This is a genomic window from Mahella australiensis 50-1 BON (genome assembly GCF_000213255.1).
GTDB classification, from domain to species: domain Bacteria; phylum Bacillota; class Clostridia; order Mahellales; family Mahellaceae; genus Mahella; species Mahella australiensis.
This window is the reverse complement of sequence record NC_015520.1, coordinates 1,136,400-1,153,756: the sequence shown is the minus strand read 5'-3', so window position 1 is coordinate 1,153,756 and position 17,357 is coordinate 1,136,400. Positions and strand designations below refer to the sequence as shown.

At 42.3% G+C, this 17,357-nt stretch carries 10 protein-coding genes; all 10 read right to left on the bottom strand.

From position 1 onward, the window contains the following. Positions 1-85 precede the first annotated feature (85 nt). The gene (locus MAHAU_RS05540; protein ID WP_013780740.1) at positions 86-1,366 is read right to left on the bottom strand and encodes a cellulase family glycosylhydrolase; all 1,281 of its coding nucleotides are present in this window, start codon (positions 1,364-1,366) and stop codon (positions 86-88) included. Positions 1,367-1,618: 252 nt separating this feature from the next. Further along, entirely contained in the window at positions 1,619-3,157 is a 1,539-nt protein-coding gene (locus MAHAU_RS15935) for a cellulase family glycosylhydrolase (RefSeq protein WP_013780739.1), read from the bottom strand. A 237-nt stretch (positions 3,158-3,394) separates the two neighbouring features. Continuing rightward, positions 3,395-5,998: a glycoside hydrolase family 48 protein gene (locus MAHAU_RS05530; RefSeq protein WP_013780738.1), complete on the bottom strand. Its 2,604-nt coding sequence runs from the start codon at positions 5,996-5,998 to the stop codon at positions 3,395-3,397. A 138-nt stretch (positions 5,999-6,136) separates the two neighbouring features. Next, positions 6,137-8,677, bottom strand: coding sequence for a glycoside hydrolase family 9 protein (locus tag MAHAU_RS05525; protein ID WP_013780737.1), 2,541 nt, complete (start codon positions 8,675-8,677; stop codon positions 6,137-6,139). A gap of 675 nt (positions 8,678-9,352) precedes the next feature. Continuing rightward, the gene (locus MAHAU_RS05520; protein ID WP_041643882.1) at positions 9,353-11,764 is read right to left on the bottom strand and encodes a GH36-type glycosyl hydrolase domain-containing protein; all 2,412 of its coding nucleotides are present in this window, start codon (positions 11,762-11,764) and stop codon (positions 9,353-9,355) included. A 147-nt stretch (positions 11,765-11,911) separates the two neighbouring features. After that, positions 11,912-12,142: a response regulator transcription factor gene (locus MAHAU_RS05515; RefSeq protein WP_041643880.1), complete on the bottom strand. Its 231-nt coding sequence runs from the start codon at positions 12,140-12,142 to the stop codon at positions 11,912-11,914. 81 nt (positions 12,143-12,223) lie between these two features. Further along, positions 12,224-13,258 carry a LacI family DNA-binding transcriptional regulator gene (locus tag MAHAU_RS05510; RefSeq protein WP_013780735.1) on the bottom strand — a complete coding sequence of 345 codons (1,035 nt, stop codon included), beginning with the start codon at positions 13,256-13,258 and terminating at the stop codon, positions 12,224-12,226. A 517-nt stretch (positions 13,259-13,775) separates the two neighbouring features. Next, complete coding sequence (gene sigK, locus MAHAU_RS05505; protein ID WP_013780734.1) at positions 13,776-14,486, bottom strand: RNA polymerase sporulation sigma factor SigK; 711 nt, start codon at positions 14,484-14,486, stop codon at positions 13,776-13,778. A gap of 76 nt (positions 14,487-14,562) precedes the next feature. Next, positions 14,563-16,131 carry a peptidoglycan D,D-transpeptidase FtsI family protein gene (locus MAHAU_RS05500; protein WP_013780733.1) on the bottom strand — a complete coding sequence of 523 codons (1,569 nt, stop codon included), beginning with the start codon at positions 16,129-16,131 and terminating at the stop codon, positions 14,563-14,565. Positions 16,132-16,193: 62 nt separating this feature from the next. After that, entirely contained in the window at positions 16,194-17,348 is a 1,155-nt protein-coding gene (gene mltG, locus MAHAU_RS05495) for an endolytic transglycosylase MltG (RefSeq protein WP_013780732.1), read from the bottom strand. Positions 17,349-17,357: the final 9 nt, after the last annotated feature.

Genomic DNA, 17,357 nt, shown 5'->3' with positions numbered 1-17,357 from the left:
GCATGACAAAAGCTATTAACATCATCCTTTCGCCTGGTTCGATGGAGGGGAAAAGAAGTACACTCTTTTCCCCTCCAATACAAAACTATTTCATCTCCATATGAGCCGAGGAAGCACTCCCTTTGTAATGAATATACCAGTAACCGTCTGATGAAGGTGCTATCTGGTGTTGTGCCACCCATACATTGGTGTAGTCTTTTCCGTTGATCTCAAGAAGATCGAGATTCCAAGAATTTATATAGTGGCTCCAGTCATTGGGATCAGTGGAAAGCTTATTTGTCTTCCAGTAATATTCCCCTGCTCCGTCGTGGGTAAATGGTAAACCGATTCCAGTATATTCTCCCGGCGGTGTTGTACCTCCCGATGGCGGCACAGGTGTATTCTCCATTATTTTGGCTTTTACGAATTTACCCGACTCAGTAAGCTGAGAATCCGGCCATGGACCTGTAGTACTCGCGCCCACAACAAGAGCCGATGCTGTTTCAGCTTTATCGTTCATAGACCAATTAGCCCAGCTTATCTGGTATTGATTCATAAAATCTATCCATCTTTGCGACTCCGTAAGATCCAAATTACCATTACCTGACGCATCGCAAGTTCCCCATTCGGATACAAAAAGGGCAAGCCCCTTTGACATGGCAGTAATTGCTTTATCTCTTAAGTATTGTTTATGCGTTCCAGCATAGAAATGAAGGGTGTATGCAATGTTACTAAACCCAGTAATCGGATCATTGGCAGCTACATCTACATCCTGGGACCACGTAGGAGAACCTACCAGAATAAGATTTTGTGCTCCGGTCGAACGTATTGTGTTTATAACCTGTGTAGAATAAGTTTTTACCTGTGCCCACGATTCATAATCCGGTTCATTAAAGATCTCAAAAATTACATTGGGTGTGTTCTTGTACCTTTGTGCCATCTCGCCAAAAAATGCAACAGCTTCAGAAGTATGAATATCATGGCTATGCCAGTCTATTATAACATATATTCCGGCATTAATTGCCGCATCTACTACCGTTATTACTTTCTGTTTCTCTACCTGAGGATTTGATATATAACCTCCCTCATCTACTCCCATAGCAGCACGTATTAACGTAGCATTCCAGGTAGATGCAAGGTTATTCACTAAATCTGCGTTCCAAAAAGGAGTAGACCATTGACTCCAAAAAAGACTCATACCTTTCAACTGAATAGGCTTTCCCGAAGCATCACATACCTTATTACCAACAACCTTTAGCATCCCGTGACTTGCAACAATAGATGAAGCAGCCGCCTCGGTTTTCCTCACTACGATGGTCGAAGTCATCAATGATGACAGGATCAATACTATAGCAATCATAAAAGCCAACATTTTTCTCTTATTCATTTTTCTTTCTCCAATCATTCTTTATTCTTTTACTTAACCTCAAAATGCTCTACACTAAATGATCTTTCAAGGATCGCCTCATATGCTACACACCGATATAGAAATTCTTTATGCTACAATGCCCTTAATAAAGCTGAGAAAACTATAGTTTTTAATGCCATCACAATTGCACAAACTCTATTAAAAAGCACCGCAAACCACTAAGTACAAACCAAAGAGAAAAATCCGTATGGCCTACCCTTTTGCAACAGTTTACTTAATCTCTACATGAGAGTATGAGAAACCCCCTTTGCAGTGAATATACCAGTAACCGTCTGACAAAGGTGCTATCTGGTGTTGTGCCACCCATACATTGGTGTAGTTTTTTCCGTTGATCTCAAGAAGATCGAGATTCCACGAGTTTATATAGTGGCTCCAGTCATTGGGATCAGTGGAAAGTTTATTTGTCTTCCAGTAATATTCCCCTGCTCCGTCGTGGGTAAACGGTAAAGTAATCTCAGTATATTCTCCCGGCGGTGTTGTACCTCCACCTTGTTGTGTTTTAGCGCTGGCCTGTGCCGATGGTTGTGATTCATTGCCGCTGGTATCTACTGCCGTCACCTTATAGTAATACGTTGTATCGGCAGTCAAGCCCGTATCGGTGTAAGCGCTGCTTGTTACCTGCTTCGCGAAGTTGGCGCTACTAGGTGTGAAACCGCTGAACGTGCTTCTGTATACTTTATATCCGGCCAGGTCGCTGTCCGTATTATCAGCCCAATCGAGGTTTATGCTGCTCGAACTTACGGCTGTGGCCGTCAATCCTGTAGGTGCTGCAGGTGGTGTGGTGTCCGACGGCGGCGTAATTTCTGCAAGAGCATTGGTTTTAAACCAGTTTCCCCAAGAAGTAGGGCTGTTCGCATCCCAATTATTTACCATATCGAGATACTCCACACCACCGCTATTACCGCACCATGACCAACCAAGGTATCCAATACCATACTGTTTTGCATAGCTCACTATAGCTTCTTCATCAGGATCTCCGTCGGAATGCTGGTTTCCAAATTCACCAACTACCAGAGGTAAATTCATATCTTTGAATGCTTGGAAATAATCATGCACTTTTTGAGCCGTGTTATAAACCCCATACATGTGGATAGAAAACACCATGTTTTTATTCGGATCCGCTGCATATACCTTTGGAGCATTATCCCTCATTGTAAATGACCAATCCTGTCCCCAGTTCGGTGCATCTACCATGATAGTATGATTAAATCCTGCTTCTCTTAACGCATTGATAGCATCAATAGTATCCTGTGTCCAGTTTTGATAATTATTATTTCCATATGGTTCATTACCTATATTTATTATAACGAAGTCTTCTTTACCTATAAGAACGCTCTGAATTTCTTTCCAATAGGCTACGGCATCATTAAGCGAACAAGCTGAGCTGTCTTCTCCATATCCTGTAGTATCGTGCACTTCCAATATAACTGCTGTAAAACCGAGCTGTTGAGCTTTAGATATCACATTTGCTACATCACTAGCACTATTTTTTGCCCACTTGCATCCATTACTTAAGACAACTCTCACAGAATTGGCTCCCCATGACTGAATGCCTTGCAGAGCTTGAACCAGCCTATCTGGATACCAGGTATGTGCATGATTAACCCCTTTTAAACTGCTCACATCTATACCTGTAGATGCGATCGAAGGAGCCGCTTTAGTTTCATTCAAGTGTACCACAGTACCACATAATAATGACACAATCAACATCATAACAATCGCAAAAGCCAGTATCTTCTTTTTGCTCATTTTTCTTCCTCCAATTTATCTGCTCTAAAATAATATTTTCTATATGCCTACATACCTACTTAAACCCGGCTTATAGAAACCATCCCCTTTAATACTACTGCGATTCATAAGATACCTAAATTCAGCATTTGCAATGTTTATAAACCCTATGCCTGCTTTACGGTTTGCTATATATACAACGCAATTGAAGAAATATCAGAGAGGGAAAACATACAGTTTTCCCTCTCTGATAACAGTTTACTTAATCTCTACATGAGAGTATGAGAAACTCCCCTTGCAGTGAATATACCAGTAACCATCAGACGATGGTGCTATCTGGTGTTGTGCCACCCATACATTGGTGTAGTCTTTCCCGTTGATCTCAAGAAGATCGAGATTCCACGAGTTTATATAGTGGCTCCAGTCATTGGGGTCAGTGGAAAGCTTATTTGTCTTCCAGTAATATTCCCCTGCTCCGTCGTGGGTAAACGGTAAAGTAATCTCAGTATATTCTCCTGGCGGTGTTGTGCCACCTTGTTGTGTTTTAGCGCTGGCCTGTGCCGAAGGTTGCGATTCATTACCGCTGGTATCTACTGCAGTCACCTTATAGTAATACGTTGTATCGGCAGTCAAACCCGTATCGGTGTAAGCGCTGGTCGTTACTTGCTTCACGAAGTTGGAGCTGCCAGGTGCAAATCCACTCGTCATGCTTCTGTATACTTTATATCCAGCCAGGTCGCTGTCCGTATTATCAGCCCAATCAAGGTTTATGCTGCTCGAACTTACTGCTGTGGCCGTCAATCCTGTAGGTACTGCAGGTGGTGTGGTGTCCGACGGCGGAGGTGTTATCGGGCCCTCCGAATCGAAGAAAACATAATACATGGCATTTGCCATAGCTATATCTGCCTGTGCCCAGAAACGATGGTATGTCATAACTGGTGCTTTACCTTGATTATGAGCATCTAATACTTTCTGATAATCGGGATCATTTTTATACGCAGGCCTCATATCTATGAATGTCATTCCGTTTTTCAATGTAGCCCCTTGAGCATTTACGCCAGTGTAGTCATTCGGAATATAAACTTCATCAAAGAATCTTGAATAATCAGCCCTTTCTTCCGGTACTGCCACTCCGATATCATCCCTGTATAATGTCCACATCCTGTCTAACAATTCTTTAGCCATTTGTTTAGCATCTTCATCGGCACTGCCTTGCCATTTCTCATATGCAGCCGCATAGTATGTCAGTGCTTTAGAGAAACATGCTGCTACGCCTACATCCGTTCCCCAATCTTGCACTGTTACATGAAGGTTTGGATTACCCGTAGGTGTACCTGTCCATTTATCGGGTTGGCCACTCCAGTTCAAAGTAGACGGTATTTCGAACGTACCATCGGCTTTAAGATGGGTTTCACTCATAGCCCAATCAACCCATTTATCCACTAGCGGCTTAACTTTTGCATCACCAGTAAGATAATAGTATTCTATTACTCTTTCCATCGACCATGCTTGGAATCCAAACCAGTTATTGCTTGGCGGATCATGATACACAGGCTGCCAATCATAAACCATATCATAGAATGTACTTGCACCCGAAGGGTACTGTTCATATCTTCCATTCAGGCTATTGGTAACCCCACCAGCTATGGCTCCTTCAGCACTCTGTAGATATTGATACAACTCTATTTCACGATTTAAGCTCGTACCCCAATCCTTCTGCCCATTTTGGGATAGAGGCTTCATAGCTGGTTCCTTAGACAAAGCATAAGCCGCCATCAAATTTTGATATCCCTGGTGCACATGTGAGCAACCTATACGCCAGCTCCATGCTCCTCCTGTATCTCCACCCCATGATGTATACCATGACAATAAATAATGGCAGCTATCATAGCCGGTACCCTTTGCATTGCTGTTCTGTACCCCTATCGGACGAAAATACTTATCAAACATCGTATAACGCAACCAATCCCCCATTTTAGCAGCTTTAGCTGTATAGCTGCTTATCTGAGATTCTGCTCCTTGTTCACGAGCCCACTGTAATGCCCAATACGAAGCTTGTACCTGCCTGGCATCGGCATCCGAGGCTGACGTATACCGCCATTGTTTTGCCGGTGTGCCGAATTTACCAAACAAAGGCAAGAAACCGCCATTATTCTTAGCACCCCACGTAAAGTCCTCCCATGAAGGGTGCGGAACGGTTTCCCATACAGATTCTTGTGGTCCACGTTGATAAGTGTTTATATATGAACACCTGCTCGTCCCATCTCCATGATTGCCGTATTTGTACCAATTATCCACATCCAACAGCCAATGCATTTGATAATAAGCCTTGCTGCCATATGTGCTGTACAAATCATCAGATATAGGATCAACTCCGGTAGGAAAACTTGTATCTCCAGCAACCGGATAGTCTTGTGGTAAATCGCCCTCTGGCGCATAGTCCGCAGGATCATTCGCCGGGTAAGTATTTACTCCAGGTTGATCTTTTGCAGGATCCGGTATTATATATTTTTCAGTTACATCCCAAGCTTTTTTATAATATGACCAATCTCCTGTAAGCTTGCCATATGTCGCATACAGCCATGTTAAGAAGCTAAACGCCTCACTGGTACTCAAATGTCCATAGTCCGGCGCTTCCACCATTAATGTTTCCACGCTGTGATACGGTACGCCTTCCGGGCTTAAGTATCCTTTGGTTTGTATGTCGTTGAAGAGTTCCATAAACCGATTATAATACACGGATTCCTCAGATGATTCTAAAGAAGCTGCTTTAATCTTACCCGGATTTCCAGTCGACCCACATAATAACGACATAACCAATACCGCAACAATCGCAAAAACCAGTATCTTCTTTTTGATCATTTTTTCTTCCTCCAGTTCATCAATCTAAAAATAGTACCTTTCCATATACTTATATGTTTCCTTAGCTCTAGCTCATGGCAACCACCCCCTTTAAATATTAAAGAGGGAAAACGTACAGTCCTCCCTCTTTTGCATTACCTATTTAATCTCTACATGAGAATATGAGAAACTCCCTTTGCAGTGAATATACCAATAGCCGTCTGACGAAGGGGCTATCTGGTGCTGTGCCACCCATACATTGGTGTAGTCTTTCCCGTTGATCTCAAGAAGATCGAGATTCCACGAGTTTATATAGTGGCTCCAGTCATTGGGGTCAGTGGAAAGTTTATTTGTCTTCCAGTAATATTCCCCTGCTCCGTCGTGGGTAAACGGCAGGCTTATCTCTGTGTATTCTCCCGGCGGTGTTGTACCTCCACCTTGTTGTGTTTTAGCGCTGGCCTGTGCCGAAGGCTGTGATTCATTACCGCTGGTATCCACCGCTGTCACTTTATAATAATACGTTGTATCGGCAGTCAAACCCGTATCGGTGTAAGCGCTGGTTGTTACCTGTTTTACGAAGTTGGCACTACCAGGGGTAAAACCGCTGACCGTGCTTCTGTATACTTTATATCCAGCCAAGTCGCTGTCCGTATTATCAGCCCAATCGAGGCTTATGCTGTTCGAACTTACTGCTGTGGCCGTCAATCCTGTAGGCACTGCAGGCGGTGTCGTATCCGACGGTGGTGTCCCCCCGGGTTCCTGTCCACCCAAAAGCACACCTGCATTATACACAGGTATATAGTCGCTCTTGCTGGCCGTATTAGTCAATCCTTTATGCGACCAGTCATTCGATGGATCCCAAGGGACTCCAGTCGGTACGCCTATACGCACCTGCGTTTCTCGAGCACTCTCTGATTGTCCTCCAGGGAAAATCTTTGATCCACTATAGTCTACAGTAATGTAGTATATATTACCACTCCATTTAGTCGGCCCTGATACAGTAACAGGTACTTCGCTATAATTTTTAGCCACAGTAATTTCACTGGCAGAATGTCCAGCATTCACTATTTCGGTTATATCGAAAAAGTATTTATAAGACATCCTATCGAGAGAACGTGCAGGCCATGCCGAGTGATTTGTAAGATCCACGCTTATTTCGGTAAAGTTGGTTTGCTCCGATGTTACCCTTGCATTAGCATAGTATTCGGCATATTTGTCCTGTGCTTTATCTTGTGTCAGATATGCTTGTGGAAAATCCGAGAGAGGTGCGCCACCGTACGACGAGTACATCTTCGCCAGGCAGCCGACCAATGCAGCGTTATAATCGCACGCCACTTCATTGCTTACATAGTCCCCTCTGCTGTCCGTCCACGAATCACTGGCATTGGGCCCTCCTACTAGTGCTCCATAGAGCGTATGTCTGGTTTCAGGCGGTTCGCTCAAGCTGTTCGCCCATGATCCGTGTGCCGTCCGGTGATGAGGATTTTTCGGTGAATTATTCCCAAATCCTATAATATAACTCCCATTCCGGGGGTTACTCCCCAGTATATAGTTGATCTGTTTCTCTGCAAATTGCCTATACCCTGCTTTCTTTGATGCAGTTCCTATCGGCGAATCTGACCATATAAAAGCCAGTAAGGAAGCATTGGCGGCATATCGCAATGAACCCCATTGATCCAACCATGCTAACCCGCCAGGCGTATAAGTGATCCCGCCTCCTGGCATCCAAAAGTCGAGATTGCGTTCTACAGAGTCTATATATATTTGTTTGCCTGTAATCTCTGCCAACAACATTTGAGCCATATAATGCATATCGTCCCATGAATGTGTCCACTTATATCCCCAGTAGCCTGTTTGGCCTTCATCTCCCCAGTTGTTTGCCGCTGTTTCAGCTTTAGTTAAATATGTCTCATCGCCAGTTTTTATATACAACCACGCAGCGGCAGCCGAAAGTTCATCCCAAAATCCGCTCCACGAGTCATAAAAACCATTGGCAGCGGTATAGCCGGCATCGCTTTGTGTTGCCCAGCCAAAGTCGAACAATTGTTTCGCATGTGTAAGGCATGTCGATGCATATGACGGATCACTATCCTCAAATACTATAGAAGCTATGGCTAAAGCAGCAGACGTAGCTCCTGCAACACACGAACCAGGTGATGATGTGGTAATCTTATATGACGGGCGTTGCATTACATCTTCTACAATTTCCACAGGTCCCCACCATGCATGATCGCTACTGCCCGAACCCACTTGATAATAAAATTCGTTCGGTGCAGTATGACATTTAATAAAGTAATCCGTTGCCCAACGTATGGCCTCCAAGGCTTCATCCAGTTGCCCAGAGCTTGCAAAAGCATCTTCGTACTCATATAATCCCCATCCCAGCGTTGCCGCAGTCGATGCCATAGGCAATCCAAATTTAACATTATCTCCGGCATCCAGGTATCCCCCTGAAAGATCTTTGCCAACATCCGCACCATCTTTTAAGCACGAGTCAGCACGCCATATTACTGGATTGTTATCCGGTAAATCCCCTGTGCGTTGCTGCATATAGAAATAGATAGACTTCTGCAATGCTTCTCCATAATTGAAGGAGGGAGCAGCTTTAGCCTTATTACCTACAGCAACCGGAACACATAACGATGACAAAACCAATACCATAGCAATTGCAAAAGCTAATATACTTCTTCTCCTACTCATTTTCTTCCTCCAATCGTTTTTTACATCGTATCTTTTCTCCCATAACCAAAAAATCCAGAAACTATTTCGCTATTGCAAATATCTAGACCATAAAGATCATCCCCCACATTTTTACTGTAAAAATGCTTATACTCAATAAAGCCGCTACCAATCTTCCTTACGATAGACAGTGCTGAAACACATCTACTAATTACTTTTATTTTACCTTTTTAAACAAATATTTGCAATATATCCAAAGATATATTTTTACTATTTTTATAAACTGCACCAATTATGTGTTATAAGATAGAAGGAAGGCTACAAGGCAATGTATATACCTTCGATTCGTAATATATAACTGAAACGGGTGATACAAAGCGATGCAAATGATATAAATCCTACGCCCGCTCATGAAATATTGCGTAGGCGTACTTACAATTCGTTTCGCTTGAGCAAGCTAACGCCGGCAATTCGCGTCCATGCTCAATGCCGGCTGGTCGGGCGTCCATGCCCGACCTACGTTTGCTCTGCGCTGCACTCATTGAGTACGCCTACGCAATATTTCATGAGCGGGCGTAGGATTTATATCCTTGCATCGCTGAATTTGTTATATTACGAATCGAAGGTATATACCTCTTACAAAGCAAAAGCATGTAAAACAACAGTTAGATTATATTGAAAACGACGAAATTATTATCACATGATAGCTCTGACTATATGTTCATTCCCGTCATCATAAATAGGAATGATATTCCCCCTAATTTTCTTTCCGTCCACTATCAACGTTTTTATTCCTTTTGACATATGCGCTGTATTCGCCACTTCTATAATATAAATAGCATTTCTAAATTTTCTAGTCACTCTAAAACCATTCCATTGTGCAGGTATGCAAGGATCCAGTATCAGCCCTTCCAGCGAAGGCAGAATACCAAGTATATATCTCGTTGCCGCCTGATATGCCCATGAAGCCGTTCCAGACAACCAACTGTTTCGGGCAAGACCGAATTGAGGATGCTCATCGCCCAAGATATTTTGAGGATATACATAGGGTTCACACTCAAATTCATCAATATTATTATTTTTTGTAACCGGGTTTATTTGGTTATAATATTCATAGGCTCTATCTCCATTACCAACAATGGTTTCTGCAATAATAGCCCAGATATTAGCATGAAGAAATATACCACCATTCTCCTTTGCTCCGGGCGGATAGGTCGTTATACCTCCGATATCCGGATTGTATCCATTATATCCAGGCGCACTGAGTTTAATGCCCTTAGATGTATTCAAATATTTATACACAGCCCCTAAAGATTTCTTTGCCCTATCAGCGGGCGCAAATCGGGAAATAACCGGCCATGATTGAGCATTAACATAAATCTTACACTTATCATTATTCTTGGACCCTAACGCATTACCGTCTTTATCAAAATATCTTATATACCATTCACCATCCCAACAAGCGTCGTTAAAAGCGTTTTTCATAGTCTCATGATAGTTTTGATATTTTCTTGCAAGTTCAACCTCATTTAAGTATCTTGCTATATCCATCATCTCAAGAAGTGCATACCCGTAAAGGTTGGCATTGAATACCGATTCTGCTCCAGCAGGAAGATTAACTGTGTCATTCCAATCCGCAAAACCCAATAAAGCTAGACCGTGTTGACCTATATTATCATGAGTAAACTCGATTGCTCTCTGTAAATGTTCCATGACAGTTCCGTTTTCCAAAGGCAAGCCATCTTTATTTTTGTCATAAAATGGTATATTGAGATCTAAAAAATCTATGTCGCCCGTTTCCTTCAAATAAGTGGAAACAGCTAAAACAATCCATAGATGATCATCTCCATAGTACTTAGGACGATCTTGTCTTTCTCTAGCATCCCCTTCATCTGCAATCATAGTAACAGGATTAAACTGATGCATAGCACTACCGTCGATTTTTTGTACCTGCAAAAGTTTTTCTATAAGCTCACAACCTTCTTCGGGCATATTGCCGAGTATTCCGAGCACGTCCTGAGAACTATCTCTGAATCCCATCCCTCTAGATCCAAGTCCCATCTGATACAAGGACAGATACCTGGACCAATTCTTGGTAATATAACATTGCCTGGGATTATGAATATTAACCATCGTATTAAAATCTTCATCAGGCGTTTCAACATGCAGGGTAGAAAGATACTTATCCCAAAAACTCTTCAAATCGCTGAATGCCTTATCAACATTTTCCTCATTTCTATAATAATCGATTATTTTCTTCTCCTCTTTGACATTTTCACACTGTCCCAATTGTGTAATAACCCTTTTCTCCCCCCCTGGATCCATCTGCCCCAGATGGTGCATTAACGCACAGATATTATCTCCTCTTAAAGCTTCATAAGAGCTTAACTCATCATTATATAGACTAATGGGGCATGCCCATGTTCCATAACCATTGTTACCTAAAAATAGCCTTCTGTCGGTTTCAAATGAGGATACAGAATTGTTTGAAGTAAAATAATTAACCGAGGAATTTTTCCTCATAAATGCAAACTGAGTGATTGTTATAAGTCCATTTTCTTCATACACCGCTTTTGATTGCATGGTCTGCGGAACCCAATCGTTATTGTCAAACTGTTTTAAGGCATCGAAATGGGTATATTCGACAACTGGAATAACATCTATATCAACAGGTTTATTCCGCAAATTTCTAATCTTTATATCCCGGATCACTCTGTCGCTTTTATGAGGAACATAGATCGTTATATCAGCCCTAATACCATAAAATTCAGAAATAATCCTTGAATAACCCAAGCCCACATGACATTCATACAGGTCATAATTGTCCAGCGTAGGTACATAGAAAGGCGAAAAAAATTTATATCCATCGTTCTCTTTTATCCTGATATATAATGTTTCGCCTTTAAAATCCGAATCCGGAAGTTGCGGTATGTATTTTACAATTCGATTAATAGCCGGATCTCCTTTGCAAATCAACGACCCTCCCGTATGATCCACAAAGCCACCAAAATACAATCCCCCCACATAGTTTATCCACTTTACCGGCAGTTTTGGATCAGTAATAATATATTCCTTACTGGCATTATCAAAATAACCATATCTCACAATTCATCTTCCCTTCTTTGAATATCTGTCCATGGCTAACTCCTTTGCCCCCAAAATATCCACAGAACTATCCCCTATTGGCCGAAATGAGAACATTGGCCCAAGTAATTTCTTTCGAATATTCGTCGCTCGTATTAATGTCCGAGATCTTCAGGCTCTTTGATTAGTCCGCCCATTGGCAAGCGCTTCCAGAATAACGTCTACCCTTCTCTTCATTTCTTTCTTTTGAAGTATGTTATGTACATGTATTTTAACTGTGCCAACGCTTATATTCAATAAATTCGCTATTTCCTCATTAGACATTCCTTTAACTATGCATTTTACAATATCCTTCTCGCGCTTCGTTAACTCTGAAACCCTATCGTATTTCGAACATCCCATAACTACTCTCCTCCTTCAAAGTAATAAACACGTGTTCACAACTGCTATCAAAAAGTACATCCACAGTCCATTCGTCTTATCTTACCTAAGTGCTCTCACCGATGCTCTTTCGACCAATTCCACAGCAACAATATCGTGGTGGCAATTCGTGGTACCAGAATCTATCAAATCTACAATGCGATTCGTCGCAAGCATAGCCATTTTATGAAGAAAAACGCGGACAGTGGTTAATGGCGGATGTACATATGAAGCCAATTCTATATCATCAAACCCTACTATGGAAATATCATCCGGTATTTTTATGCCATCTTCTTTAAAGGCTTCCATAGCACCCATCGCCATGGAATCGTTGGCAGCAAAAACAGCAGTAGGCATTGGAGAAATATTAGCTATCTCCTTTGCCGCTTTATAACCGCTTTCAGCATCAAAATCCCCATAAAAAATCAACTCATCTTTGTACTCCAAACCAGCCTCCTGCAAAGCTCTCCTGTAACCATTGATTCTTTGTATGCCAGATAGTTTTTTCAAGTCACCCGCTATATGAGCTATTGATTTATGCCCATTTTTTATAAGATATGTAGTAGCTTTATAAGCACCACCTTCGTTATCAGCATTTATAACCAAGGCATTTTTTGCAGTTTCTATACCGGTTATTTCATAATCTACAATAGCTATTTTATATCCTTCATTTATAATCTTCTGTAGGGATTCTTCACCATTCTTTACGCCTATAAAAATGCCCGCGTCTACTCTCCCCTCTCGGAAAATATCCAGAACTTTTCTTAGTTCATCATATCTATAAACGCTGAAGGTCAAAACAAAATAATTCTTTCTATTGGCATAATCTATAACAGACGCAGTAAAAGGCGAAAAATACGTATTGTTATATATACCTGGATGCATTTTTTCATGAACATCTATTATAAACAAGCCAATTGTTTGGCTTTTTTTCTTAACCAAAGATCTGGCAGACGCATGTGGCACATAATTATATTCCTTTATCACTTTCATAACTTTTTCCCTGGTCTGCTCAGGAACATTAGCATAGTTGTTTATAACCCTTGATACCGTGCTTCTCGAAACTCCGGCTATTTTCGCTATATCTGTACTATCCATTCTTTCCTCCTAAACACGTGTTTAGACCGCCACAGATTTCATCCTTTACGATAAACATAAGCAATATTTGAATATTCCTCTAATTACTTCTATTTTATCTTATTAAACAAGTTATTTCAATATATCTTTAGATATATTTTTGCCACTTTATCATATGCTAGTGACTGTTCAGGTACCATTATGTATAGGCGACGGTAACGATTAGACTCAAGGCGATTTTGTGGAGGATATCTGATGAAACTTAGCGAAGTGTAGGACACGGCTTAATATATATGCCTCGCTACGGCTGTGAAGCTGGACGACTACGCAATCACAGATTGCTGTGGTCCTACGCTTCAAAAGCCCGCTCAGCATATATATTAAGCCTTCTCTAAACAGGTGGTTGGAAATTCCCGAAACGAGCTTTAGTTTCACCGATATCCGGAACACATGAGCCGGAGACTAATCAGTTAGCAAGCCTAATAATCACTATGCCACAGTAAGCTTTCTGAAGCATTATATAAATTAAAAAGGATGCTTAATGGCATCCCTCGGTCTGCAACTCTTTATTCAGCTTATTCAAGGCTTTTTTCTCTATACGCGAAACATATGAGCGCGATATGCCGAGCATCTGCGCTATCTCTCGCTGCGTCTTGTCATTGCCGTTGATAAGACCATAGCGCAGCTCCAGTATAAGGCGCTCGCGGTCTTTCAGTACCGACCCCATTTTTTTATAGAGCTTGGCTATCTGCATTTTATCCGATACCTGGTCGGTAATAGTATCTTCATCGGTACCTAGTATATCTATCAGCGTCACTTCGTTGCCTTCTTTATCGGTACCTATGGGTTCCTGCAGGAATACCTCTTTTTTCTCTTTTTTGGATGCGCGGACGTACATCAATATCTCATTTTCTATGCATCTGGCTGCATAAGTAGCCAGCCTTGTGCCTTTGTTCGAGTCAAATGTGGTTATACCTTTTATAAGGCCTATAGTGCCTATCGAAATCAAATCCTCCGGATCTTTGACCGCATTGTTGTATTTTTTTACTATATGAGCCACCAGGCGTAAGTTATGCTCTATAAGTATATTTTTAGCCTGTTGATCGCCCTGTTCGTATAATTCGAGATAATGTCGTTCCTCTTCGTAGGATAACGGTTGTGGAAATGAATTATTATTCGACACATATGATGTCAGCAACAGTATTTCTTTTAACGATAGGATAACGCCGCCTATAATGCTCAATAACATGATAATGCACTCCTCACCGATAAATATGTCACTTTAAAGTATATGAGCGATACCTATGATATGTGCATGTACCGTTTTATTTGTAAATTTTATAGATGCCTTCGGCGATATCCTTAAATATAGGCGCTGCCATCTGACCTCCATATCCATCATTATAAGTCAATACGGCTATGGCATACTCGGGTGCATGGGCCGGAAAGTACCCGGCAAACCATGCGTAAGGCCCCATATCGGGCGTACCGGTTTTCCCCGCGGTACCGCCTACCATGTCGGAATAGGCTCGTTTGCCACTACCGTTTATTGTAACCTCTCTCATCAATGTCATGAGTTTGTAGGCCGTGGACGAAGAGACTACGCGCACCGATTGGTCGCTGCCCTGCCCCTCTACAAGTGACACAGCAGGCTTAACACCTCCATTGGCCACAGCAGCCACCATAGTGGCTATCTGCAACGGTGTGGCTTCTACTTTGCCTTGACCAAGGGCCAGATTACCTATGCCCGGTCCGGCATATTCTTCTTTAATAGGAAGTAACCCCGGTTGTTGATCGGGTATACCATCTATGGCATGTCCAAGGCCAAAGGCTTCGGCATAACGTACTATATTGTCTCCTCCTACCAGTTGTGCTAGTTGAATGAAATATGAGTTACATGATACTGCGAATGCCTGTCTCATATCCAAAAAACCCGCTCCATCTTTATGCACATCGCAACCAAACCTGCGTCCTCTTACATCCACATAACCGTCACACTTGAACTCGGTATCTAAATCAGCTTTGCCTGTATCCAGCGCGGCCGCCGCTACCACGATCTTGAAGATCGATCCCGGAGATACATCGAGCAAAGCTTTGTTTAAAAGCGCATCGCCATCAGCCCTCGCTATACTATACGGATCGAATGTCGGTCGACTGGCCATAGCCAGTATATCGCCGGTATGCACATCCATCACCACCGCCGCTCCCGTATTTTTATTCTTATCCATGGCTCGTTCAGTTACCCCCTGTATATGGTAATCTAGTGTAAGAGTTACGTCTTGTGCACCCCTGCGTTCGTCTATGACGGTATAGCCTATCCCAGGTACCATACGGTGCTTGGCATCTACCACAGCGTTTATGCTGTATGAACCGGTACCTTTCAACAAGCTGTCGTATGCTTTCTCTATGCCTTGAACGCCTCTATTGCTCTTATCTGTATATCCTATGACATGCAACGCGAGCATGCTCTGGCTATAACGGCGTGGGACTTCCGCCAACAATATACCGCCAGCGTTTCGCGGCATAGCTGTTGTATTATCCGATACGTCGAGCACTACATAAGAGCGGTTATCGGCAGCTTTTTTTATATCATCGCGCTTTTTTCCTGTAACAGAATATATATATCCATAAACGCTATCATCCTGTACCATGGCCGGAAATACGATAAGCTTTTTAGTTGTTTCTCTGTCAGTAAATGGTATGCCGCTGCGGTCTAATATACGCCCTCTGCTATTATACAAAGCTATACGCACCGTACGCTGCTTTACAGCCTTCTCGGCATAGGCCATGCCATCTATGAGCTGAGCTGAACCCAACCTTACTATAAGCAGCGCAAATAATATCAACATACCCATACCTATGCGATATATACGCTTTACGCTTTTTTCATCCATAAAAAAACATCCCTTTCGCCATATCCATATTATGGCCTAAAGGGATGCTATATATTCCCGATCTAATTACTTGAATGCTCCTTCTGCCACTCCAACCATACATCTCTGTACTGAGCCACCACTTTATTATGCTCCTTCAGCGTCTTACTGTACACCGTCTCTTTGGTATCAGGGTCGCTCACGGCGAAATAGTAATACTGGTCAAGGAACGACTGTTCAGGATATAGAGCAGCTTGTATAGCATTCTTGCCTGGGTTTGATATAGGACCAGCAGGCAGGCCTTTGTATTTATACGTATTATAAGGCGATTCTATCTTGATATCGGAACCAGAAGCAAACAATATCGTCTGACCCTTTATATAACTTATCGTGGCGCACGATTGCAAGGGCATGTCCTTTTTTATGCGATTGTGAAAGACCGCTGATACCTTGGCAAAATCCTTTGCACCGGCCTCTTTTTCTATAACCGAGGCTAATGTTACCACCTGGTCCACGGTCATGTTGAGCTCCTGTGCACGCTGTTTGTATTCCTCCGAAAATACTTTTTCAAATTGATCCAGCATTTTTGTTATTATCTGTTCCTCATTGGCGTTAGCATATACCTGATATGTGTCGGGATACAAGTAACCCTCAAGTTTATACCGGCGTTTATCAGCATTTTCTATATCGGCTATAAACCAATAGGTATCGAATTCATCGCTTTTAGCCAGCTCCAAAAAGCGCTTGGTATCTTTTATAAGGCCTTGCTTGACAAGGCTATTAGCCATGCTCTCTACCGTAGAGCCCGGCACTACAGTAAATGTTTTGGTAGCCGCCATGGCCTTACCTGTAAGCATTTCTTCCAACATCTGGCTCATGGTCATGCTCGGCTTAAGCTTGTATATTCCAGCCTTTAGCTTACCAGAATTACCGGAAAAATCGACATAATATCGGAATATAGTGGCACTGCGGACCAATTTATTTTCTTCTAATATATTGGCTATCTTAGTGGTAGATGATCCTAATGGTATTTCTACCTCTATTACTTCATCGCTGCCGGGAGCCATAGGCCCAAAGTAATGCTGATACAGCTTCCATCCGGCCAGTGTCAAGCCTCCCAGTACTATAGCCAGGCTTATTAAGAATATAGTTACCTGCGACAAAGCTTTTTTCCACCACGGCCTGGGCTGGGGCAACGAATTATTCATTTGTTTTTCATCAGTCATAATCTCGGGCATTATTATCCC

Excerpts from the sequence above, each read along its gene's own strand:
- MAHAU_RS15935 (WP_013780739.1), bottom strand. The coding sequence starts at position 3,157 with ATGAGCAAAAAGAAGATACTGGCTTTTGCGATTGTTATGATGTTGATT.
- sigK (WP_013780734.1), bottom strand. The coding sequence starts at position 14,486 with ATGTTATTGAGCATTATAGGCGGCGTTATCCTATCGTTAAAAGAAATA.
- MAHAU_RS05510 (WP_013780735.1), bottom strand. The coding sequence starts at position 13,258 with ATGGATAGTACAGATATAGCGAAAATAGCCGGAGTTTCGAGAAGCACG.
- MAHAU_RS05530 (WP_013780738.1), bottom strand. The coding sequence starts at position 5,998 with ATGATCAAAAAGAAGATACTGGTTTTTGCGATTGTTGCGGTATTGGTT.
- MAHAU_RS05500 (WP_013780733.1), bottom strand. The coding sequence starts at position 16,131 with ATGGATGAAAAAAGCGTAAAGCGTATATATCGCATAGGTATGGGTATG.
- MAHAU_RS05540 (WP_013780740.1), bottom strand. The coding sequence starts at position 1,366 with ATGAATAAGAGAAAAATGTTGGCTTTTATGATTGCTATAGTATTGATC.
- MAHAU_RS05525 (WP_013780737.1), bottom strand. The coding sequence starts at position 8,677 with ATGAGTAGGAGAAGAAGTATATTAGCTTTTGCAATTGCTATGGTATTG.
- mltG (WP_013780732.1), bottom strand. The coding sequence starts at position 17,348 with ATGCCCGAGATTATGACTGATGAAAAACAAATGAATAATTCGTTGCCC.
- MAHAU_RS05515 (WP_041643880.1), bottom strand. The coding sequence starts at position 12,142 with ATGGGATGTTCGAAATACGATAGGGTTTCAGAGTTAACGAAGCGCGAG.